Here is a 25,657-nt window from a genome sequence, read left to right as displayed (position 1 = left end):
AAAACGGCCGTTTTTTGTCAACTACAAGAATGGATCTCTGGTTTACCCAGCTATATCAAGGGTTTGTTTGGAGATTTGAGCTGCGAAAGTTGAGTAAGTAAGAAAACAATATTTCATATCTATGATGATAGGGGCTGCGATGTTATTTCAGCATCAAGAGAAGAGCTAATGGATATTTATAAAGAATTTAATCATTGGATTTTAGATTATGATCGAGACAGAATTAACAATGTATTTCTAGGTTAATGCGGGAAAACCTGAGATTCAATCGATCATAATCCATAATGGAATGGATGATCGATGATCCAAGACGGGCCTGTGAAGACCGTTGTTTATATGGTTAGGCTGCGGAGTCACCGTACACAGAAGGAACGGAAAACACGAGAGGACTTACCTTGGAGGGGTTGGCAACAGCGTTGAAAATAGATATTCAGATCATGGAGGATCTTCGGGAAAAGAATGATTGAATTCGAAGATGAGCTTTTTACAGAAGAGAGATTAGAGAAAAATGACTATTTCATAGATAAGGGTGATAAATATGGAACGAGGACTCATTATATTTTTGAACGGAACGTCCAGTTCGGGGAAGACAAGCATCGCATTGGAATTGAAAAAACAGGGAGAGATTCCATTTCATCATCTGTCTGTAGATCAATTTCTCCATAATTATGATCATTTCATCGATACTACATATCCCGATATGAAACCAACAAGAGAATTGGAACCTCATGTGATGACAGATATCCTTTTCGATCCAATTTGCTCGTTGTACTATGCAAGCATTAAACTGTTTTCGGAAATGGGTTTGAATGTTATCGTGGATACGGTCATCAGCAATGACAAGTGGTTTAACGGATTTTATGATTTGCTTTCGGAATATCCGATATTGTTTGTAGGCGTACACTGTTCGAAAGAAGAACTCGCCAGAAGAGAGCAGAACAGAGGAGATCGCGCGATTGGACTTGCCCATTCCCAGTTCGACTACATATATTCCTATGATGAATATGATCTGGAAGTGAACACGGAAGAGCTTAGCTCAGCTGTATGTGCGGAAATGATATTAAATTATATGAATTCCGAGCAGGAATACTTGGCATTTAAGAAATTAAGTAGAAGAGAGATTTAAAACATTATGAAAGAACTGAATTCAAGACTTATTTACTAAAATTTAACATTTATTTTACATTAAATTGATAATCCATAAGGAGATACACGAAAGATGAACTTACCTTCAACAACCAAAGAGATGATCGGTGACCAATTTATCATAAAAATCGAACGGGGAAGAGCAAGCAATCGAAGTTAGTAATCATTCTATAGGCGGCAAAAGGAATATCATATGTTTTGGGTAAAGGAAAGTACTTTTCTAATGCAGAGGGATATCCTAAGAGTCAAGTTAATTGTTTGGTTTATATATTCAAATATGTTAACATAAATTTAACTGAAATTTTAAATTTTGTAATTAGAGTGTAATTAATGAACTTTTTGGGTTTGATATAATTTGTGTTAGGTAAGATGAAAGGGGAAAATGAAGTTGAAAAAAGAGTTGGGAATAGTAGTATTATTGAGTGTATTTTTGCTCTCGGGATGTGGATCAGATAAACAGGAACCGGTTACTCAGAATTCATCTGAACCCGCTAGTCAACAAGTAACTAGTCAATCTGAAGAGAATTCCAGTGGAGCATTAATTGAGGCTACAAAAGATGAGAAAGTAAAGCTGTACGCCAATAAAGAAATGGACAAGGTCATTGAAGGTGTAACATTGGACGTTAATGGGTCAAAAAAGGACTTTGATTGGAAAATCCCTGATTCAGGTACAAAGCCACAGCTGTTTTATACGGATCTAACGAGTGATGGTAAGGAAGAGGCTGTAGTTATTATCCAAACAGGTAAAGGAACCGGTTTAGATAACTTTGAAATTCATGTGATTAATGCTGATGATTTATCTGAAATTAAGGTACAAAGCTATGAGGATATCGTGGCCAATCATATAGAATCACATGTTGCTAAAAAGGATGATGGAATAGCTGTTACAGTTATAACGCAAGGTAAAGAACTAAAGTTTGAAAATAAATCTGCAATAGCAGCACCAGATCAGAAAGAATTGGCTTTTGGTGGTGTAGTGACTTATACACTTGAGAATCAAACAATAAAGCTAAATATCCCTGGTTCTGTCGGAGTGTCACCAATATTTGTGTGTGACTTTAATGTGTCATATAAATATGACAGCGCTAAGAATGAATTCATTGTTGATCAAATTGAAGCAAAACCCATCAAGGAGTAAGAAGGAAAGGCCGACCAATGGGTCAGCCTTTTTTTAATTTAATTGACGATATAATCAAAGAACATGTGAGCACCGATGGAGATCTTGGAGCTAATCTGTACGGTGCTGCCACCAGGGAATTTGTAATAAAGTTTCCCGTTTTGCGTATAACTGAGTTCGTCAAATCGGGTGTTCGTGTTGTAAAAACACTTTGCGCCGATTGGGTTGGAAGAGCTACTCAAGTTGGAAGCCAGATTGACAATGTTCTTCCATGCAGCACTGCTTGTATCTGGTTTGAGGCAGTGTGCCAAGTTAGGATCACCATCGTTAAAGCAACTGAAAGCATAGGGTGCGAGGACAACATCTTCAATGGAATTTAAGTTTTTAAACTCGTTATAGGTGCTGTTGCTCTTCCGATTGGAGATAACGTAAGCTACCCCCACTCGTGAGGCAGAGTCGCCACGGGTTTCGCCATACAAAGTTCTTGCCAAAAGATCAACACTGTCCCGCCCTTTAAGCTGAGATTTTGAAGTAAGTGGATCGCCGATTGCCATAATTATTACCTCCGATAATTTGTTATTCACCTTTGCGGTGTACACTATATAAAGAGAAATCAATAACTGAAAATACAACCAGTTTAAAAATTAACGATATTCATCAATTTGGAAATTTTGTATTACTTCAATCATCTTTACATATAGTTCTTGTTTCATATTTTCTCGGTGATCTATAGGTATTTGCCACAAGGAGGCTTGCCAGCAAAAGAATCGAGAAATCAACAGATTAAGGATATAGGGATTCTTAAACAAGATTTGGAGTATATTGATAGTCAATTTAACGAGGATATTCTGAAAGAACAAAGTCCTAAGTGGATTGAAAATAAATGGAAGGAGTTAATTGGAGAGATTGTAAATAGAAATACGGATTTTAAGTTATATGAAAGAATTAAAATGAAGTACAATTTATAAGTAGTTTGTGGAAGGCAATGGCCATCTGTACCATATAACCGATAAGGAGAGACTATGAACGAAAAAGCTAAAGGCAAATTAAAAAAGCAATTTCTATTCATCGTTCTATTTATGTTTATAATCATAATTCAAGTAACTACCAGTTACCTTGTGAATCATCCTTCCTCCTGCATGGACAACTGTAGGATATATGTTTGGCTGCATTATACTTTGTAGACTTGGACTTTTAACACACCTTGATCTCAAGAAACAAGAGCAGTTCATAACGATCGGACAAATTGTAGATGTGAAGAAGAATAAAAATATCATTATAGTTAAAGGATTGGGACGAGGTAATAGCAAAGTTTTAATAAAAGATAGTCCTATCCTGAATATGATGCAGCCAAATGAACTGGTTGAAATCACTAGATTGAAATATACAAAAACGATAACGAAAAAAGTGTATAAGGATCAAGAGATGCAACTTTGAGCAAGTGGTGGAAGAGTTGTAGTACTTTACATAAAAATAGAGGTATATCTTCATATACGTCTAAGGTAGAGGGAGAGAATGTAAATGAACAATATAAATTCTCAACAGTGCAACCTAAATATAAGGTATGATCTGCCTGATGAGGTATGGGATAAAGTTTCTAAAGTGTATGAGAGTATGCCAGGGTGGATTGGTTATAAAAAGGGAATTCCATATTGGTTTGGGTCTGAAGAGGATGATGTTTTTATTGAAGCATCCGTTGAGCCTAGCGGATTAGCATTTTACGCACAGATGAATAATGATGATTGGATGTCTTGGGTAGAAACATTTAAGTTGGAAGCGTCAAAATTGTTGGGCTTTGAAGTTGGTGAACCTGAGGATGGATATGTGTGATGAATGAAGGATATTTAGAAAAAAATAATGCGATTAAAATCGTTCGTTCCAATGGATTATTTTATTGGTATGTTGATCCGGATGCTAACAACGAAGGAATAATCACATTACATATTGTTTCTGAGGAGAAGAATTCGAAGGCTGGACCAAAGAATATATAGGATACAGAAGAGTACTAACACCGAAATGGAGCGATGAGATCATCACGCCCGAATTGATAGGTGAAATCATTGAATGGTGACTATTGAAAGATAAAGAAATAAACATCGTTAATTGGAAAGGTGAAATTCTTACTTAATTCATGTGTACTCTTTTGAAAACGCATACGTGAAAAAAAAGAGTATGTAATTAACATTTAAAATAAAAGGAGAGAAGCTAATGCAGAAAAATCGCCAGAGAGATCGTAGTTATCACAATGTAAAAAAAGTAATCGCCTGTGTTCTGTCACTCGTGTTTTTAATTATAGCAATAGCGGTACCTGTCCACGCTGAAGAAGAACAGGCTGAGGCTACACCATCCAGGATTCCTTTATCCAATTTAGAGGAAACGATTGATGCGTATGTTGCCTCGTATGAGAAGTATACGGCTGCTGTTTCGGTTGTGGCGATCAAAGATGGCGAAACCATTGTGAATAAGGCATACGGTTACGCAGATATTGAGAATCAGCGAAAGGCGGATACCTCTACTGTCTTTGAATGGGCTTCGATCTCTAAGCTGTTGGTCTATACGAGTGTGATGCAACTTGTCGAACAAGGAAAACTCGATTTGGAGACGGATATCCAAGAATATCTGCCAGAGGGATTTTTCAAAAAGCTGAAATACGATGATCCGATAACCCTAATGAACCTGATGCATCACAATGCGGGTTGGGAAGATCAAACAGTGACCGAAGTGTATTATTACGAAGAGAATAAAAATTATGATTTAGGAGAAACATTGCGTGAAAATGAGCCGAAACAGATATATAAACCGAATAGCGTCGTCGGCTATTCAAACTATAGCGTTGGATTAGCCGGTTACATCGTGGAATTGGTAAGTGGACAACCTTATTATGAATATGTTAATCAACATATTTTTGAACCGCTTCATATGAACGACACTACGGTTCATCCAACGGGGCAAGATCGTCCAGACATCGTGCAAAGAAGGAATGAGGTTGAAGGGTATACGAAAGATTTGAAACGGATCCCTGAGAACAGAGTATTCGTAACGTTCTATCCTACAGGGGCAGCGATCGGGACAGCAGAAGATTTAGGGAAATTTCTTGCAGCGCTGATGCCTGTTGATGATAGCCATGTATTATTTGCGAAGAGGGATACGTTAGACGAAATGTTGTCAACAAGTCTATATTATGACGGGACTTCGATTCCTCGGTTTGCGCATGGATTCGTTGAGATGGAATACTGGGCACCAACACTATTGCACGAGGGGAATTTAAAAGGATTTTCAAGCAAAGTTGTCTTTGATCCAGCATCCAAATTTGGAATGGTGGTCATGACAAACATTGCGTTTGAGGAAATCTATTATTACGGGCTTATTAGCAAAATCTTCGGTAACAGCGCATACGTTAATTCGGTTACTTCTGAAGGAGGAGGATATTTTCAATCCGCACGACGGACCGCCTCTAGATTTACCGATTTATTCAGGCAGCTTGATATAACCAAATTTTCAAAAGCGGAGTTAAGTAGTCTTTATAATGTGGTCGAGCATAATGGCACTGTTGAGAAAATTTCCTACACTCCTTACATGGATTACTTGCCTGTATCGAATTTGAAGGTGAACTTGATTGTAATATCTTTTATTCCTGTCATACTAGCCATCCTTTTCATTTTAAGTGTGTTGATCGGATATTTAATTCGGATGCTACTTTACAAACGAAATAAACGGGGAAATCCTCCAACCCATTTTGATAAATATTATCTTGCCATTAATTTCGCAGGTGCGGTACTTCCTCTTAACCTTCTAATCATACATTCGAAACTCCCAAGTTATCCCGCTTATTCTTCGTTAAGAATCAATTTAATGTTTAATCTACTATATGTGGTTCTAGCAGTCGCGTATCTTGGCTTGCTTATGTACAAACTGTGGAAGAACAGTTACAGCAAAAAGCAAAAGCTGATGTACATCATGTCTGGCATCTCGGCTGCTATCTTGGCTGCTTTTATTGTGGGATGGAATTTGTATGTTTAGAAGGGCAGAAGCTAAATATAGATATTTCAAACATTACAAAGGCTTGCGGATGACTCCTATATATAAGTGATATTAAGTGAGGTCAATTACAAAGACATAAAGACAGCAGTTCCTTATCGGGACCTGCTGTCTTTAAATTAGTTGGACAAGTATATAAACAAAGTCAAAGGTAACAACAAAAATGATCAGGGCTCTAGTTTAGATCTCTCACTGGCTTATTGCTACAGGTATTTGACACAGTTAATAAATGAACGGTAAAATCCAGATATTCCCTGAATTCAGAAACTAAATATTTCTTTAGTAGGTGTGAGGTATTCTATGACGAGAATTATGGTTACGCCAGAGCAACTTTTCGCAATTAGTAAACAGTTCTCTACAGCTTATACTACTCTTCAACACATGAATGAAAGTCTTCTGCGAAGTATGACTGATATTGAAGCGAACTGGGATGGGAGTACTAGAGAAAGGTTCTACTATGATTTCAAGAAGTCACAGATTGTTATGACTGAAGTTGTCACACTTATGAGTTCAATATCAACTGTGTTACATAACCATGGAGAACGATTTCTCCAAGCTGATCACGGGTCGGAAGGGCAAGTAGACATAAACTGTTTACCACCACCACCGAATGCTTGTGGCCCACAGGAAGGTGTAGACGATCGGAATGCAGTTGAGAAGTCTGTAGATAGTTTAAAAGAGCTAGGACAAGCATTTATACAATCGGCAGATGACCGATATCAGAAGAGATATGATAGTGTAGGCGGATTTCTGGATTACTGGACATTTGGTATTCCAAGTGGACTCGTAAACGGGTATGTTGATCGAGCTGACAAAGCTTTAGAGTCGCCTCAAGACACACTGAACTGGTTGACATTTGGAGTCCATGGAACGATTAGGGAAGCCGTTTTGCCTACAAATGCTTGGTCAAGTGAACATTGGGCAAGTATGCTTGGTACAGGTGGTATGGTATTAGGCGTCAGCTCTGTTTTCAAACCTAAGCTGCATATCGATACCCCTGTCAAATACGATGGCGCGGTAGATTTTAGACAGATTCTCAGTGACGGACAACGCAATGAGCTTCCGCTGACGGATAACCAAAAGATTGAGATAAAGAGTTACTTGAACAAGCTTGATTTCCCCGAAGAAAATATCTTAATCGCACAACCTGGTTATTATGATACCTGGAATACAGGCATGATGTATAATCGCTTGGTCATCAATACGGATGTCTTACCAGCAGCAGCCCCGGGAGTAGGGACTTTGAGTGCGAATACACGCATTTCAATGAATGCTACACTAGCTCACGAGATTGTTGGGCACTATGAGGCTTCTATCGCAGGCAGATCGTTCCCACTTTATGATCTTCCTCCTGAAGTCATCAAAAGAAACTATGCTCTTGATGAGGCTCAGGCAAGTATCCGGGCAGCAAGGTTTGCTCCTGAACTCAATTCTACTGAACGATATGCTTTATTGAGAGATGCGATGGTTAGACTTCGTAATGCCGATCTCAGAGTGCGAGATATCAAAGGCGAGCTATTCATAGATCAGAGATAAGGAGGCCTTACAATGGAAACTAAAATGCTGTTTGGCGTGGGGTTAGTCTTCGATACACCGGAATTCGGAACCATCGTCATGGGGGCCAATGAAGAGTTGGATGAACTACTTCCGTCAACAATCAAAGAGATGATCGGTGAACAGATCATGATTAAAACAATGGATGGGGAAGAGCAGATATATGATGTTATTTCTTCTCAAATCAATCATTCGATTGTTGGTAAAAAGAATATCGGTATATGTTTAGGGAAAGGGATATCACCAGATGAAATAGTAGCTGGTTCAATGGTTTATTATTATTCATTAGAACAAATTGATTAGTAGTGTATCTCCGGTAAAGAATTAATAAGGCATCGGAAGGTCGCTTGTCTCCCTACGGGATGAGAAAGGCCTTCCTTTTTGTTTTGACATTTGACATTGAAAATACTCGACGTATTCAAAGTTCATTGGATCGTAGGGATATGAAGAAATGTGTATCAAATAATTTTCCCTTTTTCACCAAATTTTTCTTCGCATAAATCACCTCATAGGTTATCATATACGTAGTTCTGATATCAGTTAGGATTTATGATATTTACGAAGTACATAGATTAGATGTTATACGACAGAATCAAAATGAAATATAAAATCTTTTTCAAAAAATCTATTTTGGAGGTTCATCAAATGGAAAACATTAAATTATTAAAAGTATTTATCGGTTCTCCGAGTGATGTTGTAGAGGAAAGAATAATGTTGGAAGGTGTAATTGATGAATTAAATCAAATAATTGCGGATGTTTATAACCTTCGTCTCGAACTTGTGAAGTGGGAGAAAAACACCTCTCCTTCAGTACTGGGCAATGATGCTCAAGACATAATTAATCAACAAATTAATGATGATTATGATATTTTCATTGGAATAATGTGGTCAAGGGCTGGATCGAAAACTTCTCGGGCAGATTCAGGAACAATTGAAGAATTCAAAAGAGCATATGATAGAGCAAAATTAGGTGAAGATGTAGAGATAATGTTTTATTTTAACGACGCACCTATATCTATAAGCGATATTGACGTTGCGCAAATCCAGGTTATAAAAGATTTTCGATCTAGTTTGGGCAACGAGGGAGTGTATTATTGGAGTTATAAGGAAAGTAAAAACTTCGAAAGTCTTGTTAGAATGCATTTAATGATGAAAATTAAAGGATGGTATTCTAGACACAACTTATCTTCTCAACAAGTTGAAACGCTCAAGCAGGAAGATAATATTTTTGAAGAAGAGGAAGTAGAAGAAGGATTGTTAGATTTATACACTGATCTCAATCAAAGTTCATTTTATTTAGTGATCAGTATGAATGGAATACAGACATTGATACACGAATTCATCAGCGAACTTGAGGAAAGAACTGAAGAGGTTACAAAATTTAGCGATGTACAAAATCTACGTCTTACTCAGATGGCAATAACTAAAACAGCGATGGTCATGGATAGTTTTGCTACAAAAATGGAACCTGAGGTGGGTTTGTTAAGTACGAGTTTAAATAATTTTATGGATACTTTTAGTAAAGTGGTTTCTTTAGTAGATCAATTTGATGCATCATTTTCACAAGATCCTGAGTTTTTAGAGTCTATTAATAAAGTGAGTTCAATACTTGAAGAATCTAGTCAAGGCATAGAACAGGTAAAAGAACTTTTGTCAGCAATACCACCTATTCAGAAGAACTTAAATAAATCTAAGAAAAGTATTTGGGTTCAATTTTCTACTATGAGTAAATTGATGTCGACTGCAGTGGGCACAATAAATGAAATAAAAAAGATGATTTAAACTAACAATGATAGATTGAAGAACAAGTGAAAGTATATTCAAGAAGTGATTCTGTCGTATAACATAATATTCAGGCATCTGACCTACGTCCTTGGTCTGGTTGGGGCCGAATAGCGAGTATGCGCTGGGTCGTGAATCAGGTATTGTTATACGACAGAATCGAAAATAATAGAAATAGAGGGTCATATAATCCTCTAAATACTAGAATTTTGCAATTCACTAAATAATAGTAGAGCATCTTTGAAACCTTGTATGTAAATATTTCTTTCTAGGATGGATTGTAGAGAAATTTGGGCATCTTCGTAAAGAAAAACCGTATGTTGAAGTTGATCGGGCAGAGCATCACGAAGTGTTTTGAAATATTGATTTGTCTCTGCAGAAAGCTGAGTGTACTCCTTATGATACTCCAGAAGCTCCGCATAGAGTAATTCTAAACGTATTCTTATAAGCGGTTCTGTTAATGATTCTAATGCATTGATCATAAAGTATCCCTCCTGTAAATTAACCCTACAGAGTTATTATATAACCTTATGAGATCAATTACAAGGTGAATATTTGACTTTATAGAGTTAAAACTTCGCTTTTCGTTGATGGTTACTAATGTGGAAGATAAGATAGAGCTATGGAGGGGAAAAGATGAACGTAATCAAGTGCAATATACGAGAACTCATGGCAGAACATCGAATAGATGATATAACGGAATTGATGGTGAGATCAGGCTTAAGTCGTAACTCAATCAACAAGTTATATAGGGAGACGAATATAGAAACAACAAAATTAGAAACACTATTCAAGTTGTGTGATACGTTTAATTGTAAGTTGTCTGATTTGATCGAATATGTACCAGAAGAAAATAAATAGTGAGAGCCGTTTCGAGAAGAGATTCCGTCGTATAACATAATATTCAAGCAGGGGCTCCTAACGGAGCCTTGGTCTGCGGGAGGGATTTCGAGGAGGAATTTCAGCAGACAACCCCTTCGGGGTTCATGAATACAGGAACGTTATATGCAACCTGAAAGACTGGGAAAACATAAGGGGAAGAATAGATTGCGAAGCGCCGAGTTCCCTATCGGCGTTTTTGGTTTAGGGGAAAAGCATAGAAAAATCAAAGAATTTAAAGATATAAGAACGATTAAATTCGGAGGTCAATAATGGAAATCGGAAGAACCGTGTCGCTTCCGATCAAACGAGTGAAAAAAAGAAGTTTAAAAAGCATTTTAAACCAAAGGAAATTTGAAAAAGATTGAGGAAGAGTTAAAAAATCATTGGAGAAAGATAGAAAGAAAGCATAGAATTGAAGAAGGAAAAGATCAAATAAGATTAAGAGAAATTGGAAGGGCAGAGGCGGCATATAACATAATATTCAAGCTGCGGACATTAACCCTTGGTCTGGAATTCGCTAGACACCCGACATACGTCGGATCGTGACTAAAAGAAAGTTAGTGGACATTATGGACTAAGTTACAATGAAAATCCAAATTATAGGGAGAACTCTAATGACAGATATTAAGGTGTATGAAATCGAATCGCTCTCTGAATTATTGAGTGTTACAGAAAAGCTTGGTAAGGACTTTAAATGCAATATAGATGAAATTTGGTATCGGGGGGTGAGTCGTGAAAAGTACAAACTGATACCTGGGCATTATAGGAATATTGTAGATGAACAATATGAAGAATCAATAATACAAGATTTTTTAACCAATTATATTATGTATTCAGATATCAAGTCATCAAACCATCTTGAGTTGTATTCTTTAATGCAACATTATGGATTGCCCACAAGGCTATTAGATTGGTCTAAATCACCATTAGTAGCATGTTATTTTGCATTAAGTAGCTTGAAGCTCGAAGACCAAGATGACCATAGAGTTATATGGGCAATTAATCCTGCTGAGCTAAATAGAATATCTATAGGTGAGTACCGTACTATTGATCTTGATATAAATCTGCATGAAATTGCACGTTATGAAGAGAGGAAAGGAGTTATTGCAATTAATCCGAGTTTTAGTAATAGAAGAGTAATAGCTCAGAAAGGTCATTTTACAATACATTTTGATGAACATTCCGTCGAAGAATACTTTGAGAATAGGTCTAACGACATCGTCAAAATTATAATAAGCAGAGATGAGATTAAAGCTTTTAATATGAGAAGACATTTATACGCTCTCGGATATAAAGAAGACGATATATATCAAGATTTAGATTCTATGGCTAAGAGAATTATTAGAGAACGTAAAAAACCTGTGGATGTGTTACTGGAGCAAGTACCAAGTTCGTATTTTAAAGAATAATGGATTCTCATAAAATTATGTTCTTACGGGCTTTTATGCATAAATCCCACGTTCATATTGATAGTTTTATTGATTACTTTAGTGAGTTTTTAAGGAAACTAAACGATTTCCAGCATATCAAAAAACTATTCGATTATTATTTGCGAATTGAAATAGACAATACAAAATATAAAGAAAATTCATAATCTTTCAATGAATTATTAGATAGTTTTAAGATAGAATTTCGAATTGAAGAAGGGAAATATCAAATAAGATTAAAAGAATCTGGAAGTGCGCAGGCAGCATATAACATAATATTCACGCTACGGGCATACACCCTTGGTCCGACATACGTCGGACACCCAGCATATGCTGGGTCGTGAATACAGAAACGTTATGTGCAATTGCGCTACAAGTACATAAAAATCAAATTCAATAAAACTTATGAACTTTAACAAAGATACAGATCAATGGTATCTGTTGTTATGGATTTTACGTGAAAAACTATTAGGAGGTAAAGTCTATGTTCGATAATTATAAATATACAAATGACTTTCTCGAAGCAAAAAAAGAATATGTATCATTTCGTGAAAAAGAACGAAAGAGAATCAAATTTTATCTAGATCAAAATGGCTATATAGTCGAAAAAGGAAGCAAGGAAGGTAAAGGAATTTCGAATTATACAAATGGAGGGAAATTAGATAAAGAATTCGACTTAACTAATTGGAAATGGGTAGAAGCAACTAAAGGGAATATCTCGTATTTTATATCATTACAGGCATTCGATAGAGATGCAAAACATAATAATTATCATGTGTTATTCGATAGAATAGGTATCTGCGCATTTCCTTTACATACAAAAGAGATCGAAAGAGATTATTTCGAATGCATGGATGACACCTCATTAGATCTTCCCTTAAGTGAAAACGATCTTAAAGAATTATTAAGATTACTGGAAAAACTGAAAATTAAAGAATGAGCCTATGCTTAGTGACTAAAAAGAAAAGATTCAGTAATGTTTTGAGAGCAATTCGAGTATGTATGCAACAACACATAACATAATATTCACGCTGCGGACATTCGTCCTTGGTCCGGCATACGCCGGACACCCGACATGCGTCGGGTCGTGAATACAGGAACGTTAGCTGAAATCACTAAAATTAAAGGAGTTATATAGAATGAAAGGAATCCAAAAAGTTATTGATATAGTTCAAAATGAAAGTCCGATATTACAATTAATAGAATTAGGAATAACACCTGAACAAATTAAAGAAGATGTTATTGATAAGTTAGGACGTTTTTTTGTTAATAAAGATAAACTTATCAAATATTCGACTGCGAACTTAGTAAGTGATTGGATTCATTTCGGTAAGTATCGTAATGATGATTTCTTTATAAGTATACTTATTCAATCTCTAGAAATGTATCGTACTGCTATGAATTGTAATAGCAATGTTTGTGTAGAAATTATAACAAGTCTCCTTAATGAACATGCAGAGTCAGATAATAGACTTTGGAGTTTTCTACTTACACAAAATGATAAGAATGAGTTCGATTTTCATGAATATGTGGAGACTGTGATTAACGACATAGGTCGCATTATTGAAGGGTTATCTAAAAGCGTTTTAATAGAATTTTTATGTATGAATAAATTAGTGAATGGAAAAGTAGTCGAAATTCAAAGTGTAATGAAACAGGACCTAGGAGTAATTAATAGTGAATTATTATTAGATGCAAGTTTTGTCGATATTTTTTCAATAAGAGGACTAAAATTATCTGATTGGAGGAATATAGCTTATCATCATAGCTATAGAATAAAAGGAGAAAATGTTTGGTGCGAGTATGGATCAAAACAAAATAGAAAGACAATAATTTTGGCAAAAGAAGAGCTGTGGGAAACTCTTCAAAGTGTTGTTAAAACATTAGATTTATTAAATTTAACCCACAAATTGTTTCTTTGCGATAATGAAGATTCTATATTACTAACAAATTGTGATTTTGAGTTAGTTGATAGTGAAATCAGACCGGAAATATGGTTTATTACACTTGCATCTAGCATATCAGCTCAAGGCTTTAAAATTATAGATTTTATTACAAATAAAGAATGTACAAAGTTAGTGCTTCGTGAATTAATTATTGAAAGCGACGCTGAAACTAGAGCCTTCCATTCTTCACAGTTCACATATAATTTATGGTATTATTCCCTCTCTGAAAAGCTTGAGGTTGAATATAGACTGCCTAACAATCAAGTGTATTTAATATCAAGTACCACAAGCGAAGTTTGTGAAAAAGTTGAGGACGAGGAAAAGGGCATCGAATATTTAGCTGAACATATCGAATTAAATTTTATTGAATATTGATTAGAATATACAAGATAGTAACTTCAGCTAACATAATATTCACGCTGCGGACATTCGTCCTTGGCCCGGCATTCGCCGGACACCCAACATTCGTTGGGTCGTGAATACAGTAACGTTATCGGACAGACTTAAGGCTGATTGAAAGTACATAAAGCGATAAAGTTAAAAATAGATATATATACTTATATTTTAGTAGGAATTGGAGATTAAAAAATGACTTCTGAAATCTCGTTTGGGATAGGATGTTTCAATTTTGGAATGAAAGCAGGAACTGCTACTACTGTAGGTGGATATTTTAATGAACTTCAAAAAACATTCGAAGCTATATCAAATATAAGTGAAATAAAAATTGAATTAGATGAAGAAGATTATGATTTTCCAAAAGAAATTAGTAGTTCTATTTATGACAATATGTCTTTAGGAGGAAGAATTAAACCTGATGTAAGAAATGTGAGAATTTCATTTGATATATTTATACCCAAAAGAATTCAAGAAGACTTAAAGCATAATCCTGAACTTTTTAAAACGGAAAAATTCAGGGTTGTAATTAATTATACTTATTATTTTCCAGTCGCAATCGTGCAACTTCTTGAGCCATATGGAGGAGATGTAGATCCTTCCAGTGCTGTTGTTCTAGTACGTGAATTTCTCAGAAAAGAATTTTCGAAAATAAAATCATTTATTGATTTTCAAGTTCTTGGACCAAGTCCATTTCATGGAGATTTTTTTATCAAGGAAAATAATCAGATAAAAGATAAGTTCCAAATTTCAATTTTAGAAACGAAATCTTATGATGAAATTAACATAATGTATAACGGATATACTAGTGTTGATGAGGCGTTTGAAGATATAGCGCTTGAAATCCTCGATGAGTTTGGATTCTTTTATGAATTGATGCATACAAATTTGTCATCAAGCAGGGAATGGAGTTCAATTGAAGAGAAGTTTGACATTCTAATAAGCTTAAAGCAAGAAAGGAGAAAAATTAAAAATTTATTTTTAATTAATAGAATTCTTAATGATCTCTTTATTAGTATTAGTTATTTTGAAAAAGACCAAATTTTTTATCAATCTTACATCCAAAAAAACAAAAGAAATATTATTCACTTTTCTTCATATATAGATAGAGAGATCAATGAACGAGTAAATTATCCTACCAGTCAAGTAACTGAACTCATTAAACTATATGAAAATCAAAAACTTAATGTGAATGTTGTGTCGGCAACAGTAATAGCAGCTATTTCTGGTGGGGTAATGGGCGCAGTTATTACTGCATTATTTACTTGATTTTAGACATGATAGCTAACTCAAAAAAGGCAAGTCCATCCCATAACATAATATTCACGCTGCGAACATTCGTCCTGGGTCCGGCATACGCCGGACACCCGACATGCGTCGGGTCGTGAATACAGGAACGTTAGGCGAAATTGCTTTAATAACTAAATAAAAAAGGATTGACACAAATGTATAATGAAATCTCCAGTGATGAGATACGATCTATTTGCAGACAACAGTTAGAAATGTTTGAATTTTGGTCTAAACGACTTATTCATGATAAGTTCAGTACTACATACGGTAGCGAATACATTACACATCGATTCTCAGATGACAATTATTTATTTAACAAATCAATTCGTGAAGGCGTAATTAAAAGATTTGAAAGTAAGCCTGGAAGATATTCAAGATTTGTAGATGCACTCTTAATCGATGATATAGTAACAATTTTGAGTAATCCCAAGTTCTATAAAGATTTATTTTATGAGCCTTTAAATGAAGCATATCCTGATGGAAATGTAGTAGTTCGAACATTCTTGGGTAGATTAATTCCAATTCGAAACAATCTTTCTCACGCTAATCCAATATCGATCAGAAGCGCTGAACAAGTAATTTGCTATACCAATGACTTTATTGATTCCTTGAAGAACTATTATGTAAGGGAGAATATTGCCATGCAATATAATGTACCATTAATCACAAGAGCAGTTGATTCTAAAGGAAATGAATTGTATAGATACAATCATAACGATCCTGGAAGCGGTATGCGATGGGATCTTACCAAAGACACTAGAAACTATTTAAGACCGGGTGATTCTTTTCAAGTAGAAGTTGAGGTAGATCCATCATTTGATATTAATGAATACTCTATTATATGGAAAATTAATCACATTGAAATGAAGAGATTTAAAAACAAAAATATTTTTAATCTAAGGATACTAGATGAGCATGTTAGTATTAATCTTCCAATTGAATGCGAAATAGTTTCAAATAAAAAATGGCATAAATATAACCATTATGATGATTGTTTAAACATATATTTGAGGGTTTTACCACCGTTATAGTAATTGACTTCCAAAGAAATTTTGATGGACTATAAGAGATGTCAGCAACATCGCCTAACAAAATATTCACACATCGGGCACACGCCCTTGACCCGCCAGGAGATTTTAGCAAGGAATCTGTTGCAACCGGACACATCCGACATTGGTCGGACTTCGTGAATACAGAAACGTTAGCTGAAAGTACAAATAGCAGATATTACTTGAAATAATTTATTCTTTATGGCAAGATTTATAAAATATAAGGTGATTTTATGAAGGATGGGCAATTAAATGAATGATCAGAATCAGGCAACAGCACCAACAGCACCAACAGCACCAACAGCACCAACAATTACATATCAATCTGCTGAACTATTGTTAACTGTTGTCCAAAAAGAATATGACTCTGAAGACGAACGTTCAAAAATACTTGATACAAGGGTAAATATTTTTTTGCCAGTCTCGGTTGCCCTCTTGGCATTTATTGCTTCATTTTTGAAATTGACAGATATAACAAAAAAGAAAGTAAATAATGTTATGGATGCTCTACCCCAGACATTGTTTATTGTATTTGCAATTTTATCGATTGTAATATTATTGATTGCTATTATTATTTTTATAAAAGTAATTTCAATACAAAAATACAAGAGACTTAACGTAGATGATATCACTGATGATATGCTAAGGTATGAGTCTGATAAAACTGCAGTAGGATTGGTTCGATTGTATAAAGAAAATACTAAATTCAATACTGAAATAAATAATAAAAAAGTACGATTATATCAACTGGGAATTTATTTAATTAGTGTATCAATAACATTGGCTGTTATTATGTATATATTTTATATAAATTTATAGGAGGGTAACATGGGAGATAATAAGTTGGATGACTTAATTCCAAAAGACGACAATTCAAATAGTGCTTCTTCTCAAGACGTACCTATGTTTAAACCGAGAACAAGCAATGAGGGTTCAAATCCTAATGTTGTGGAGAGAGAACACATCCCAAATTTTAAAAGTGAAATGAAATTTTATCAAATGACTGCCGAAATGGCGAACGAATTAATGAAAAAGAAGCCTAGAAATAAAAAGTAATAAATTCAGAGACCCTACGGGGTCTTTTCTAGTATTTCATGCAGGTGTACCTTCAGCTAACATCATATCCACGTTCGGGTCTGACGGCTCACGGTTCGCGAGAAGCGATCGGCAGGGAAGCGGAAACAGGCGGACACATCCGCACCGACTAACTACGCAAGCGCAGCCGGCTCCTGGCGGAGCCTTAAGTCGGTGGGGCGTCGTGGATACAGGAACGTTAGATGAAATTCTTGCAACCATCAGATATCTTCAAAATCATTTTTTAATTTATTAATAATATCGGAAGTGCTTGAAGAAATTCCTTTCTTAATGAGCCGGATGATGGTATCTTCTAAATTGTTTGAGTGTTCTATCCTGTTGATTAAATTGATTTTTTCTAGCAGATTTTGTGGAATCTTGATTGTTATTTTTGTTGAAGTATCTTGAGTTTGATTACTTTCAAAACCAATAGAATCAATTTCTGGCAAGGTTATTTTTCGGCCTTCGTTAGTCTGAATGAATGCTAGACGTGGGCTGTTCCCAGAATCCATTCTTATATTTCTTTCAAGTGTTTGAGCAAATGATGATACAGGGTCTTTAGCCGAACTTGATACTAATTTTCGATCGAGAATTAGCGTAGCTAATTCTTTTGAAGATAATGGTTGTTTAATTTCATCAAGCAAATTCTTTGCTGCTTCCTGTACGGTAATCATAATAATCACCCTCTTTTATAATATAATCTGATTATAAAACAAAAAAAACAATTAGTATAGATTTATTTTCAATGATTATTCTGTAGGTATTCTCTGAGAAGACTTGAACTTCATCTAACATAATATTCACGCTGCGGGCATACGCCCTTGGCCCGGCAATCGCCGGACACTCGACATGCGTCGAGTCGTGAATACAGGAACGTTATAAGAAATCCCCGCATAATTAATAATTGAAGGTGAATCTTAATGTCTGATTTCAGTACAATAATTAAAACGATTGATATGGCGGCAGTTCAAAAGAAATATAAAGAAATTGAAAAGCAAATTAACTTAATGGACATCAGCGACCAACATGAAATACATAGCTTATTGCATGAATCAACTATTGAATTAATTACTGAAAATAAGGACGAAATCAATATTGCTTCAAGTGTAAAGGAGCATATTATTTGGTTTCATTTTTACAACTTAACTTGGTCGGACGATATGCTAGATCAACTTATAAAAATTTATAAAGAGGAACGTTACCTAGCATTAGAAAGTAGAGTAATAGGTGCAATTAAATCAGATGAAATAGAATATATTCAAATTCAAAAACTAGAAAGCATATTTAGTTCCAAAGAGTTTCAAAGGCAAATTGAAAGATGGAAAGAGAGAAATGGTATAGCATAAGCTTCGAAGGCAGGGATATCTTATAACATCATATCCACGCTTCGGAGCCTTTCGGCTCCTCGGTCCGCCCGAAGGGGATTGGCAGGGGCGAGGAACTTGGCGGACACATCCCCACCGACTAAGGCTCCTAGTGAGCCTTAGTCGGTGGGGCGTCGTGGATACAGGAACGTTATACGACAGAATCAGCATATAAATTGTTTCAACTCTCTTATTTGTTATGACAAATTAAAATGGCGATATTAAATACTATTAGGTAGGTGTTTATATGATAGAGAATAAAGATTTTATATTCTATTATTTCATTGTTTACGATGAAGAAAAGGAAAGAGTATTTAAAGATTCAAAACATCTTCATAATCCTTTACTTGGGGACATAGTTGCTGCCTTAACTTATTGTTTACATTTACCTAGAGCTTTTTTTGATGTTATAGAGGCACCAGAGAAACTATTCCTTGAAGGCGGATTATATTTCCAACATGAGATTCACTTGATTCCTTCCAAATTGACTCAACAAGAAAAAGATAAAATGAGCAAAATACGACCAACACTTTACATTACAGAATCCTCCTGTTACGAATCTGCTTGTAAGATCCATCATGAATACTCATCTATTCTGGGTTGCGTAAGCATTGAAGATTTATGTGAAGATCTACTTTCTGTCCATTGGGAAATACTTAGTAGTGAAGTGATTAAGTATCTTAATAATGCAACTAAGCTTAATTTCATAACAAGACTTTTTGAAAAGAAACATATTTCTGCACTACCTAATCTCTATTTAACTAATCAACTATCTAGTTCAGAGAAGTTGATCGAAGTTCTAATTAATGAAGATTATTCGTTTGAAGCTAGGAGCTATATTTTGCGATATGAAAAAGCAAAATTAATGCTCTATTATGATTTGGGAAAAAATTTAGGTGGCTTGTCGGATAAACAACTTCATGAAGAGTTTCCTAAAATAGTTGCTAGTATTGGAGTTCCTTTGATAATAACTTTACCGGGAGGGCCTAACAAGCGTCAAAGTTATGGATCAATAGCAAGAGATATATCTGAGCAAGAAGAAGACATTATAAACTTTTTTGGAGTACAAAATGCAATTTCTGAACAAGGAGTATGGCTTAAAGCAAAGTCGATGACAGAACATAGTTTTAGGCTTTTATCTCTACTTGAGAAGCGTTTCCATGCTAGAAAACAAAACCATAGGTTTATTATAAGAGCTATGAAACGCTTTGGAAAAGATCTAATCGAGGCAGTGGGGACTGAGAAGATAAAAGAGTATATCGCCGATAGTTCTAAAGTAATTGCATTTACCGACTTTCCGATAGGACTAGCTATTCTTCCAGGATATAGTGATCCTCTTTGCTGTATGGTACCCATATCATACCGACCGTTAACTCCACTTTCTGTTACATTTCAGCGGAGTCTTGCTCGTATAAATGACTATTACATTGGAGCTGAAAATGGATTAAATGTAATGATAGTTGAATGTTTATCAAGGGAAGATAAAATTCGTCCTATAGCTGATTTAGGTTGGAATGTAGTTTGCCGTGAATTAGAAACAAATCCATTAATACAAGTACAGTATAGAGAATGTGAATCCATCAAACGATTAGATGAGGTTTTAGAAGAATCATCACACATAGATATTATGGTTATCTCTGCACATGGCACATATGATGCAAAAGGAGTTGCTGGCTTATCGATTGGAGATGAGTTTTGGTTGCCTAAAAATGGCCAAAAGGTGCCTCCTATTATAATTCTTAGTGCGTGCCATGTGGCTCCAAAAGGACAAGGTGAGTATACGATTAGTGATGCTCTTCTGCGAGAAGGTGCACTCGCAGTATTAGGAACCTTGATCCCAGTTAGTGTAAAACATAATGCAATACTGACGCAGAGATTTTTCCAATTTATATTTGAAATATTGGAAGGACGACATCAATGTTTTAACCTTGCCGATGCTTGGAAAAGAGTGATAGCAATGAATGCCATGACTGAGGTTGTATGTGCCTCTAAGGAACTAGAAGCATGGGCATTGAGGAGAAGAAAATCTGGAGGAACTGTATTTGATGAATATTTTTTGAGAATTCAGAAAAAACCAATATTCCCTGGTCATATTTATGATAATACTATAGAAATACTTAAAGATATTGCTTCAGAAGATGGAATGTCGGACTATATAGATCATCTTTTAAACTCACAAGGTTATGTTTCGGAATCTTTTTTCTATGTTTTCAGTGGGTTCGCTGAAGATTTTATAGAGTATACTGAAAAACTTTAACAACAAGAAATCTATTAGTTACTCAGAGAAGGGGATTCCATCGTATAACATAATATTCACGTTGCGGACATTCGTCCTTGGTCCGGCAGTCGCCGGACACCCGACATACGTCGGGTCGTGAATACAGGAACGTTAAGTGAAATAAGTGTAGAAATAAAAGAACTAAGGAGCTAATAATGAGTAATTTATTTTGGCCGATCTATAAGAAACTCGAAAGTGAATTCATGGAAATCAGTTACTATATTTCAATTGATAAAAGACAATTAAAAACATATTCGATTAAAATTGCTGATTTAATATTACGCACTGTTTCTGAGTGTGAGAATATCTCGAAAGAGCTTTGTAAGAAAGAGAAAGTTAAGTATAAAGATAAAAAAGGTAAGATAAGATCTCATGTGAATTTCCATGAATATATCAGCGAACTTGATCGGATTTATGATCTGAAATCTAAGCATGTATCTTGTATATTTGAGAATTTAAAGGAAAATACCTTTGATAGTAAACACATGCCTTTTAGAAGAGAAACGATTAAAATCAAAGGACAAGAGAAAGAAATTTGGAAGTGGTATCATTCATACAACTTGATTAAGCATGATAGAATCAAGTATTTCAAAGAAGCAAATATAGAGAATCTAATAAATGGATTAGCGGCTTTGTTTTTGTTGAATTTATATTACCAGGATAAGAACTTTCATATAGAAGATGAATACGATTATGAATTAATTATTTCAAAGATTGAAGGGTTTTCGAAAGTATTTCGAGTTGATTATGCATTAATTCCTTCTGACAAAGAACAACGAATTCAAAGAGATACTTTCTTTGATCCAATTTCTTTTTTCGAGATTGCTAAACCATATTCTACTTATATTATAGAGATTGATAAAGAATTTAAAACAGTACTAGACAAAGGAGCAGATTTAATAGATAAACTTGAGTCAAAAGTTATGTATTTTAAGGATGGTTCACTAACAAAAAAATATGAAGCATATGAATTAACAGATCATAAAACTAGATGTGCCCTTGTAGCATCGCTTAATAAAAAAGAATCGTAATGATTTGTTTGATATTTCAGAGATGACAATTACATCACTAACAAGGTATTCCTACTGCGGGCATTCGCCCTTGATCGCTAAGAAGGATATCAGAGAAGTGAAGTCAGGCGATACATTTAACCAGCTAATTCTGACGACCCGTTCCCTATGGTCGCTTAAGTTGCTTGAACGTCAGGAATGCCGAAAATTATTTGAAATCTACTAAAGGAGAAGATATGAAAAAAACTTATAATTTATATCTAGTCTTGTCGCTGTCGTTCATCTTAATTATTTTTATTTCGCTTTTTGTTGGTATAAGACCAGAAATTGTTTTTGGCTATTCAATAGCTACTCTGATTTTTGCAGTCATTGATTTTATAAGCGTACTGCAAGATGGTAAAAATAAGATAAACAAAATAAAGAAGGATGGGGCGAATGATGCTATAAACGATTATGTAAGTGTAATTGATTCAATGGTTGAAGATGCAATGGAAAGTATACAGGATGGAAAGCGAGAATTAGTTAACACTCGTAGAAAGTTTTACGGGAAGCTGGTAGATCAGCAACCTATTTTTAATTTGAAAAAGAGGAACGTAAAAAAAGCAATGAAGCCTGCTGAAAACATAAAGGAAATAAGTAAAGACATTCAAATATCAAGCGACTTTATTAATAATCTCACAAAGGATCTGAAGTCTCTTGATCCTTCAAGTGAAGGCAAAAGGGCAAATCGTTTAGAATGGATTTTTTCACTTGTTGGTTTATTGCTTGTGTTAGTTTCTCCATTCATACCTGAGAATGTGTATATTTCAATTCTTGGTGACCAATATAGCTCCGCAGGAACTTATCTTGTCTTATTAAGTTTATCGTTAATCTTTTTAACAAGTTTTTTTAGACATAAATATGCAGAACAAGTTTTAGAATTACAAAAAAAACAATACGCTGTTATGTTTAATCAATTTGAAAAAGTGAAATTTCAAATGGAATTTGGAATGAAGGATTTAAATGCAGCTTTTGAGGAATCGTCTGAAGAGTTTGGAGAAGTTTTAGAATTAATCGCTTCGAGTTTTGAAAAAGCCATAGAGGCAAAAGAGGGCAAGAAGTAGATTTCGCATAACATAATATTCACGCTACGGACATTCGTCCTTGGACCGGCATTCGCCGGACACCCGATATGCGTCGGGTCGTGAATACAGAATCGTTATTTGAAATGCCAAAATAAATATTAAGGAGAAATCTTATGTCTTTTAATTGGACTAATGCATATAATAGGTTACTCGAAATACTAGAGATAGGGAATCAGGAACATATTATAGCGGATCACAGTTTCTAAATGTTTGTAGGGAGTTTTCTTATGACCTTTTAAGTTATAAAGATTTTATTGAGGACAGACAAAGAAGTGGAAAGAGCACAACAAGGAGGGATTTCTATAAAGATATTCTTAATGATTTTGATGAAGTTACTAGAACGAAAGCATATAGACGTTTCATAGCACTTTTCAAAGAGATCGATCCAAGTAACCTTAAGGTAAAAGAGCTAGAGAACTTTATGGATGCTAATTTAGATTTACATATAATTGTTCCTAGCCCTACAGTGAATGTGGAGATGTGGAATTCAAAAAAACTTCAAGATTATCTTGAGAAAATTGATAAATCTGTAGAAGAAGAGAATTATAATTATGCAATTACACTTTGTTATACATGTCTTGAAGGCTTTTTTAAAGCTTTCGTTAGACTGAATATTACGAGTAAAACGAAAATAGATGAACTAAATCCACTAGCAAAAGAAGTGAAGGCATATATACTACAAAACTTAAAATCTAATAATGAAAATGTCCCAGAACAATTAATTAATTTAATAACAACGATAACAAATTCTCTATCTAATTATCGTAACCAGCACAGTGACTCTCACTTTGATTCTGATGCTGAGAAAAATTTAGCAAAATTTTCGAGAGATTTAGTTAACAGTGTTGTTAGATATATTTTAAGTTTTTGTAAGTAAAAAAAAGTAGTAGGCACATCAAATTCAATTATCAGAGCTGAACATCACCCTTCGGGGTTTTTTTTTGTTTCTGTTTGCTCTAGTCTAGGACCAGGGAGAAGTAATGTCTATTTGGAAACGAATAAATCAATGTAGCGATATTGTAAATTGTATATAAAGGCGATGGTCAAGGCGCTATATTAATATTCCAACAACCATCAAAAGCGTAAGTAATCTGGCGACGTTAAAAGGTGGCATTAGTCTAGTTTCTCACTGTTCAGTTTCTTCCACAAGCAAATACCCCACAGAAACCTCCAAAGCTTTTGCAATTACAACCACTTCATAGTCTTGAACCAGACGATACTGCCCCTCCAGACGCGAAAGACTGGTTTGACTGATGTCCAAACCCAATGTTTGCAATCTGGCGAGGAATTCTCGTTGTTTGATGCCCTTACTTTTACGAATAGCTACGACTCGGGAGCCGATGATGTTTTTGTCCCCGGGTGGTTCTTGTCTATGCTTCATTATGTACACCCCTCATTTCAACCAAATTGTATGAGAAATAATGGTTGTTTTAATGCGAATATCGAATTAAAATAAAATAAACCGATAATCGCATTAAAAATGACTGCTCATGTCTAGCATTAACAGAACTTGATGCAGTTTAGACCCATCAGAGAGGTGGATGTATGAGCCGGTTGCTTGACTTATTGGAAGAGGAACGGCGCAAGCTTAATCAGCTTGGGGTGGCATCCTTGAAGCAAGCGATTCCGTTGTGGGACAATCCTGAGGTTCAGGAACAGAGCCGAAAGGTGGATGAACTGGTGGCACGAATTAGCAAAATAAAGGCGAGACATGACCGAGTGGTCCGATGATGAGTGAGGTACATAATGTGTAGGGGAGGAGAAACAATGAATTTTCCATCGTGGTTGGAACAAGCGATTCAGGCGAGGTTAGATGAGGTATCTGCCCTAATCGAACATGATCCTGAACTGAGTCGTGTACGTGGGGAAACAGACGAAGCGTTCGAAGCTTTGTTTACAGGTGATGATGTCGAGAATACACCTGAATTTACCGAGTGGGAGAATCGTTACTTTGTCACCAAAGGAATAGAGAATGAGCGGTTGTACATGCAGGGGCTACGGGATGGTATCCAGCTGACAGTTTCCTTGCTTGGTCAGTCGATGCCGGAGGAGACCGATACGAAGGCTTAATCCACTAACGCGAACCCATAAGTCAGGGGAAGCGACCCCGATCTTCACTTAAAAACCCGAGCCGAAGCGTGAACAACTCGCTTCGGCTCGGGTTTTAATGCTCTACTTTTCCC

Annotated in this window: 29 protein-coding genes; 25 read left to right on the top strand and 4 right to left on the bottom strand. The window is 35.4% G+C overall.

What is annotated here, in order from left to right; all coding sequences use genetic code 11:
• Positions 1–108 precede the first annotated feature (108 nt).
• The 3 genes from ACFVQB_RS27875 (at position 109) to ACFVQB_RS27865 (ending at position 2,284) form a co-directional block, all read left to right on the top strand.
• Complete coding sequence (locus ACFVQB_RS27875; RefSeq protein WP_379447147.1) at positions 109–246, top strand: DUF3885 domain-containing protein; 138 nt, start codon at positions 109–111, stop codon at positions 244–246.
• 292 nt (positions 247–538) lie between these two features.
• A complete protein-coding gene (locus ACFVQB_RS27870; RefSeq protein ID WP_379447132.1) occupies positions 539–1,126 on the top strand; it encodes a chloramphenicol phosphotransferase CPT family protein in 588 nt (195 codons plus the stop codon).
• Positions 1,127–1,534: 408 nt separating this feature from the next.
• Positions 1,535–2,284: a putative periplasmic lipoprotein gene (locus ACFVQB_RS27865; RefSeq protein WP_379447131.1), complete on the top strand. Its 750-nt coding sequence runs from the start codon at positions 1,535–1,537 to the stop codon at positions 2,282–2,284.
• Positions 2,285–2,322: 38 nt separating this feature from the next.
• Here the strand turns inward: ACFVQB_RS27865 and ACFVQB_RS27860 are convergent, their stop codons facing one another.
• Positions 2,323–2,817 (bottom strand): cell wall hydrolase, encoded by a 495-nt coding sequence (locus ACFVQB_RS27860; protein ID WP_379447130.1) that lies wholly within the window; start codon positions 2,815–2,817, stop codon positions 2,323–2,325.
• A gap of 198 nt (positions 2,818–3,015) precedes the next feature.
• On the opposite strand from ACFVQB_RS27860, the gene ACFVQB_RS27855 reads away from it, so the two are divergent.
• From ACFVQB_RS27855 to ACFVQB_RS27825, 7 genes are all read left to right on the top strand, one after another.
• On the top strand, positions 3,016–3,231 hold the full coding sequence (locus ACFVQB_RS27855) for a hypothetical protein (protein WP_379447129.1): 216 nt from the start codon (positions 3,016–3,018) through the stop codon (positions 3,229–3,231).
• A 553-nt stretch (positions 3,232–3,784) separates the two neighbouring features.
• Positions 3,785–4,093 carry a hypothetical protein gene (locus ACFVQB_RS27850; RefSeq protein WP_379447128.1) on the top strand — a complete coding sequence of 103 codons (309 nt, stop codon included), beginning with the start codon at positions 3,785–3,787 and terminating at the stop codon, positions 4,091–4,093.
• Complete coding sequence (locus ACFVQB_RS27845; protein WP_379447127.1) at positions 4,093–4,254, top strand: hypothetical protein; 162 nt, start codon at positions 4,093–4,095, stop codon at positions 4,252–4,254. The genes ACFVQB_RS27850 and ACFVQB_RS27845 overlap by 1 nt, the downstream gene beginning before the upstream one ends.
• A gap of 217 nt (positions 4,255–4,471) precedes the next feature.
• Positions 4,472–6,283, top strand: coding sequence for a serine hydrolase domain-containing protein (locus ACFVQB_RS27840; RefSeq protein ID WP_379447126.1), 1,812 nt, complete (start codon positions 4,472–4,474; stop codon positions 6,281–6,283).
• 318 nt (positions 6,284–6,601) lie between these two features.
• Entirely contained in the window at positions 6,602–7,837 is a 1,236-nt protein-coding gene (locus tag ACFVQB_RS27835) for a WXG100 family type VII secretion target (protein WP_379447125.1), read from the top strand.
• 12 nt (positions 7,838–7,849) lie between these two features.
• Entirely contained in the window at positions 7,850–8,158 is a 309-nt protein-coding gene (locus tag ACFVQB_RS27830; protein WP_379447124.1) for a hypothetical protein, read from the top strand.
• A gap of 342 nt (positions 8,159–8,500) precedes the next feature.
• A complete protein-coding gene (locus tag ACFVQB_RS27825; RefSeq protein ID WP_018883098.1) occupies positions 8,501–9,637 on the top strand; it encodes a hypothetical protein in 1,137 nt (378 codons plus the stop codon).
• Between the two features lie 194 nt (positions 9,638–9,831).
• On the opposite strand, the gene ACFVQB_RS27820 is transcribed toward ACFVQB_RS27825, so the two are convergent.
• Entirely contained in the window at positions 9,832–10,119 is a 288-nt protein-coding gene (locus ACFVQB_RS27820; RefSeq protein WP_379447123.1) for a DUF6809 family protein, read from the bottom strand.
• Positions 10,120–10,273: 154 nt separating this feature from the next.
• Here ACFVQB_RS27820 and ACFVQB_RS27815 point away from each other — a divergent pair, with 154 nt between their 5' ends.
• The 8 genes from ACFVQB_RS27815 (at position 10,274) to ACFVQB_RS27780 (ending at position 17,680) form a co-directional block, all read left to right on the top strand.
• The gene (locus tag ACFVQB_RS27815; protein WP_018883096.1) at positions 10,274–10,498 is read left to right on the top strand and encodes a helix-turn-helix domain-containing protein; all 225 of its coding nucleotides are present in this window, start codon (positions 10,274–10,276) and stop codon (positions 10,496–10,498) included.
• A 635-nt stretch (positions 10,499–11,133) separates the two neighbouring features.
• On the top strand, positions 11,134–11,928 hold the full coding sequence (locus tag ACFVQB_RS27810; protein WP_379447122.1) for an FRG domain-containing protein: 795 nt from the start codon (positions 11,134–11,136) through the stop codon (positions 11,926–11,928).
• A 502-nt stretch (positions 11,929–12,430) separates the two neighbouring features.
• Positions 12,431–12,886, top strand: a complete 456-nt coding sequence (locus ACFVQB_RS27805) for a hypothetical protein (protein WP_379447121.1) — start codon at positions 12,431–12,433, stop codon at positions 12,884–12,886.
• A gap of 199 nt (positions 12,887–13,085) precedes the next feature.
• Positions 13,086–14,267, top strand: a complete 1,182-nt coding sequence (locus ACFVQB_RS27800) for a hypothetical protein (protein WP_379447120.1) — start codon at positions 13,086–13,088, stop codon at positions 14,265–14,267.
• Between the two features lie 213 nt (positions 14,268–14,480).
• Positions 14,481–15,554, top strand: a complete 1,074-nt coding sequence (locus tag ACFVQB_RS27795) for a hypothetical protein (RefSeq protein ID WP_379447119.1) — start codon at positions 14,481–14,483, stop codon at positions 15,552–15,554.
• 176 nt (positions 15,555–15,730) lie between these two features.
• Complete coding sequence (locus ACFVQB_RS27790) at positions 15,731–16,606, top strand: hypothetical protein (RefSeq protein WP_379447118.1); 876 nt, start codon at positions 15,731–15,733, stop codon at positions 16,604–16,606.
• Positions 16,607–16,876: 270 nt separating this feature from the next.
• Positions 16,877–17,443: a hypothetical protein gene (locus tag ACFVQB_RS27785; RefSeq protein WP_379447117.1), complete on the top strand. Its 567-nt coding sequence runs from the start codon at positions 16,877–16,879 to the stop codon at positions 17,441–17,443.
• Between the two features lie 9 nt (positions 17,444–17,452).
• Positions 17,453–17,680 (top strand): hypothetical protein, encoded by a 228-nt coding sequence (locus ACFVQB_RS27780; protein WP_379447116.1) that lies wholly within the window; start codon positions 17,453–17,455, stop codon positions 17,678–17,680.
• Between the two features lie 239 nt (positions 17,681–17,919).
• Here ACFVQB_RS27780 and ACFVQB_RS27775 read toward each other — a convergent pair whose 3' ends face one another.
• Entirely contained in the window at positions 17,920–18,372 is a 453-nt protein-coding gene (locus ACFVQB_RS27775) for a hypothetical protein (RefSeq protein WP_379447115.1), read from the bottom strand.
• Between the two features lie 246 nt (positions 18,373–18,618).
• On the opposite strand from ACFVQB_RS27775, the gene ACFVQB_RS27770 reads away from it, so the two are divergent.
• The 5 genes from ACFVQB_RS27770 to ACFVQB_RS27750 all read left to right on the top strand — a co-directional run bounded on the left by ACFVQB_RS27770 (position 18,619) and on the right by ACFVQB_RS27750 (position 24,351).
• Complete coding sequence (locus ACFVQB_RS27770; RefSeq protein WP_379447114.1) at positions 18,619–19,044, top strand: hypothetical protein; 426 nt, start codon at positions 18,619–18,621, stop codon at positions 19,042–19,044.
• A gap of 265 nt (positions 19,045–19,309) precedes the next feature.
• Positions 19,310–21,319 (top strand): hypothetical protein, encoded by a 2,010-nt coding sequence (locus ACFVQB_RS27765; protein ID WP_379447113.1) that lies wholly within the window; start codon positions 19,310–19,312, stop codon positions 21,317–21,319.
• 176 nt (positions 21,320–21,495) lie between these two features.
• Entirely contained in the window at positions 21,496–22,371 is an 876-nt protein-coding gene (locus tag ACFVQB_RS27760; RefSeq protein WP_379447112.1) for a hypothetical protein, read from the top strand.
• Positions 22,372–22,586: 215 nt separating this feature from the next.
• On the top strand, positions 22,587–23,453 hold the full coding sequence (locus ACFVQB_RS27755; RefSeq protein ID WP_379447111.1) for a hypothetical protein: 867 nt from the start codon (positions 22,587–22,589) through the stop codon (positions 23,451–23,453).
• A 442-nt stretch (positions 23,454–23,895) separates the two neighbouring features.
• Entirely contained in the window at positions 23,896–24,351 is a 456-nt protein-coding gene (locus ACFVQB_RS27750) for a HEPN domain-containing protein (protein WP_379447110.1), read from the top strand.
• Between the two features lie 249 nt (positions 24,352–24,600).
• Here the strand turns inward: ACFVQB_RS27750 and ACFVQB_RS27745 are convergent, their stop codons facing one another.
• Positions 24,601–24,855 carry a helix-turn-helix domain-containing protein gene (locus ACFVQB_RS27745; protein WP_340936551.1) on the bottom strand — a complete coding sequence of 85 codons (255 nt, stop codon included), beginning with the start codon at positions 24,853–24,855 and terminating at the stop codon, positions 24,601–24,603.
• A 164-nt stretch (positions 24,856–25,019) separates the two neighbouring features.
• Here ACFVQB_RS27745 and ACFVQB_RS27740 point away from each other — a divergent pair, with 164 nt between their 5' ends.
• A complete protein-coding gene (locus ACFVQB_RS27740) occupies positions 25,020–25,205 on the top strand; it encodes a restriction endonuclease subunit S domain-containing protein (RefSeq protein ID WP_379447109.1) in 186 nt (61 codons plus the stop codon).
• 36 nt (positions 25,206–25,241) lie between these two features.
• Entirely contained in the window at positions 25,242–25,544 is a 303-nt protein-coding gene (locus ACFVQB_RS27735; protein ID WP_379447108.1) for a hypothetical protein, read from the top strand.
• Positions 25,545–25,657: the final 113 nt, after the last annotated feature.

It is taken from the genome of Paenibacillus sp. NPDC057886 (assembly GCF_042796655.1).
Taxonomy (GTDB): Bacteria; Bacillota; Bacilli; order Paenibacillales; family Paenibacillaceae; genus Paenibacillus.
The sequence above is the reverse complement of the archived record's forward strand: the minus strand, read 5'-3'. Positions and strand labels throughout refer to the sequence as shown.

Coding starts and splice junctions, on each gene's coding strand:
- ACFVQB_RS27870 (WP_379447132.1), top strand. CDS start 539: ATGGAACGAGGACTCATTATATTTTTGAACGGAACGTCCAGTTCGGGG.
- ACFVQB_RS27860 (WP_379447130.1), bottom strand. CDS start 2,817: ATGGCAATCGGCGATCCACTTACTTCAAAATCTCAGCTTAAAGGGCGG.
- ACFVQB_RS27850 (WP_379447128.1), top strand. CDS start 3,785: ATGAACAATATAAATTCTCAACAGTGCAACCTAAATATAAGGTATGAT.
- ACFVQB_RS27845 (WP_379447127.1), top strand. CDS start 4,093: ATGAATGAAGGATATTTAGAAAAAAATAATGCGATTAAAATCGTTCGT.
- ACFVQB_RS27840 (WP_379447126.1), top strand. CDS start 4,472: ATGCAGAAAAATCGCCAGAGAGATCGTAGTTATCACAATGTAAAAAAA.
- ACFVQB_RS27835 (WP_379447125.1), top strand. CDS start 6,602: ATGACGAGAATTATGGTTACGCCAGAGCAACTTTTCGCAATTAGTAAA.
- ACFVQB_RS27830 (WP_379447124.1), top strand. CDS start 7,850: ATGGAAACTAAAATGCTGTTTGGCGTGGGGTTAGTCTTCGATACACCG.
- ACFVQB_RS27825 (WP_018883098.1), top strand. CDS start 8,501: ATGGAAAACATTAAATTATTAAAAGTATTTATCGGTTCTCCGAGTGAT.
- ACFVQB_RS27820 (WP_379447123.1), bottom strand. CDS start 10,119: ATGATCAATGCATTAGAATCATTAACAGAACCGCTTATAAGAATACGT.
- ACFVQB_RS27815 (WP_018883096.1), top strand. CDS start 10,274: ATGAACGTAATCAAGTGCAATATACGAGAACTCATGGCAGAACATCGA.
- ACFVQB_RS27810 (WP_379447122.1), top strand. CDS start 11,134: ATGACAGATATTAAGGTGTATGAAATCGAATCGCTCTCTGAATTATTG.
- ACFVQB_RS27805 (WP_379447121.1), top strand. CDS start 12,431: ATGTTCGATAATTATAAATATACAAATGACTTTCTCGAAGCAAAAAAA.
- ACFVQB_RS27800 (WP_379447120.1), top strand. CDS start 13,086: ATGAAAGGAATCCAAAAAGTTATTGATATAGTTCAAAATGAAAGTCCG.
- ACFVQB_RS27795 (WP_379447119.1), top strand. CDS start 14,481: ATGACTTCTGAAATCTCGTTTGGGATAGGATGTTTCAATTTTGGAATG.
- ACFVQB_RS27790 (WP_379447118.1), top strand. CDS start 15,731: ATGTATAATGAAATCTCCAGTGATGAGATACGATCTATTTGCAGACAA.
- ACFVQB_RS27785 (WP_379447117.1), top strand. CDS start 16,877: ATGAATGATCAGAATCAGGCAACAGCACCAACAGCACCAACAGCACCA.
- ACFVQB_RS27780 (WP_379447116.1), top strand. CDS start 17,453: ATGGGAGATAATAAGTTGGATGACTTAATTCCAAAAGACGACAATTCA.
- ACFVQB_RS27775 (WP_379447115.1), bottom strand. CDS start 18,372: ATGATTACCGTACAGGAAGCAGCAAAGAATTTGCTTGATGAAATTAAA.
- ACFVQB_RS27770 (WP_379447114.1), top strand. CDS start 18,619: ATGTCTGATTTCAGTACAATAATTAAAACGATTGATATGGCGGCAGTT.
- ACFVQB_RS27765 (WP_379447113.1), top strand. CDS start 19,310: ATGATAGAGAATAAAGATTTTATATTCTATTATTTCATTGTTTACGAT.
- ACFVQB_RS27760 (WP_379447112.1), top strand. CDS start 21,496: ATGAGTAATTTATTTTGGCCGATCTATAAGAAACTCGAAAGTGAATTC.
- ACFVQB_RS27755 (WP_379447111.1), top strand. CDS start 22,587: ATGAAAAAAACTTATAATTTATATCTAGTCTTGTCGCTGTCGTTCATC.
- ACFVQB_RS27750 (WP_379447110.1), top strand. CDS start 23,896: ATGGATGCTAATTTAGATTTACATATAATTGTTCCTAGCCCTACAGTG.
- ACFVQB_RS27745 (WP_340936551.1), bottom strand. CDS start 24,855: ATGAAGCATAGACAAGAACCACCCGGGGACAAAAACATCATCGGCTCC.
- ACFVQB_RS27740 (WP_379447109.1), top strand. CDS start 25,020: ATGAGCCGGTTGCTTGACTTATTGGAAGAGGAACGGCGCAAGCTTAAT.
- ACFVQB_RS27735 (WP_379447108.1), top strand. CDS start 25,242: ATGAATTTTCCATCGTGGTTGGAACAAGCGATTCAGGCGAGGTTAGAT.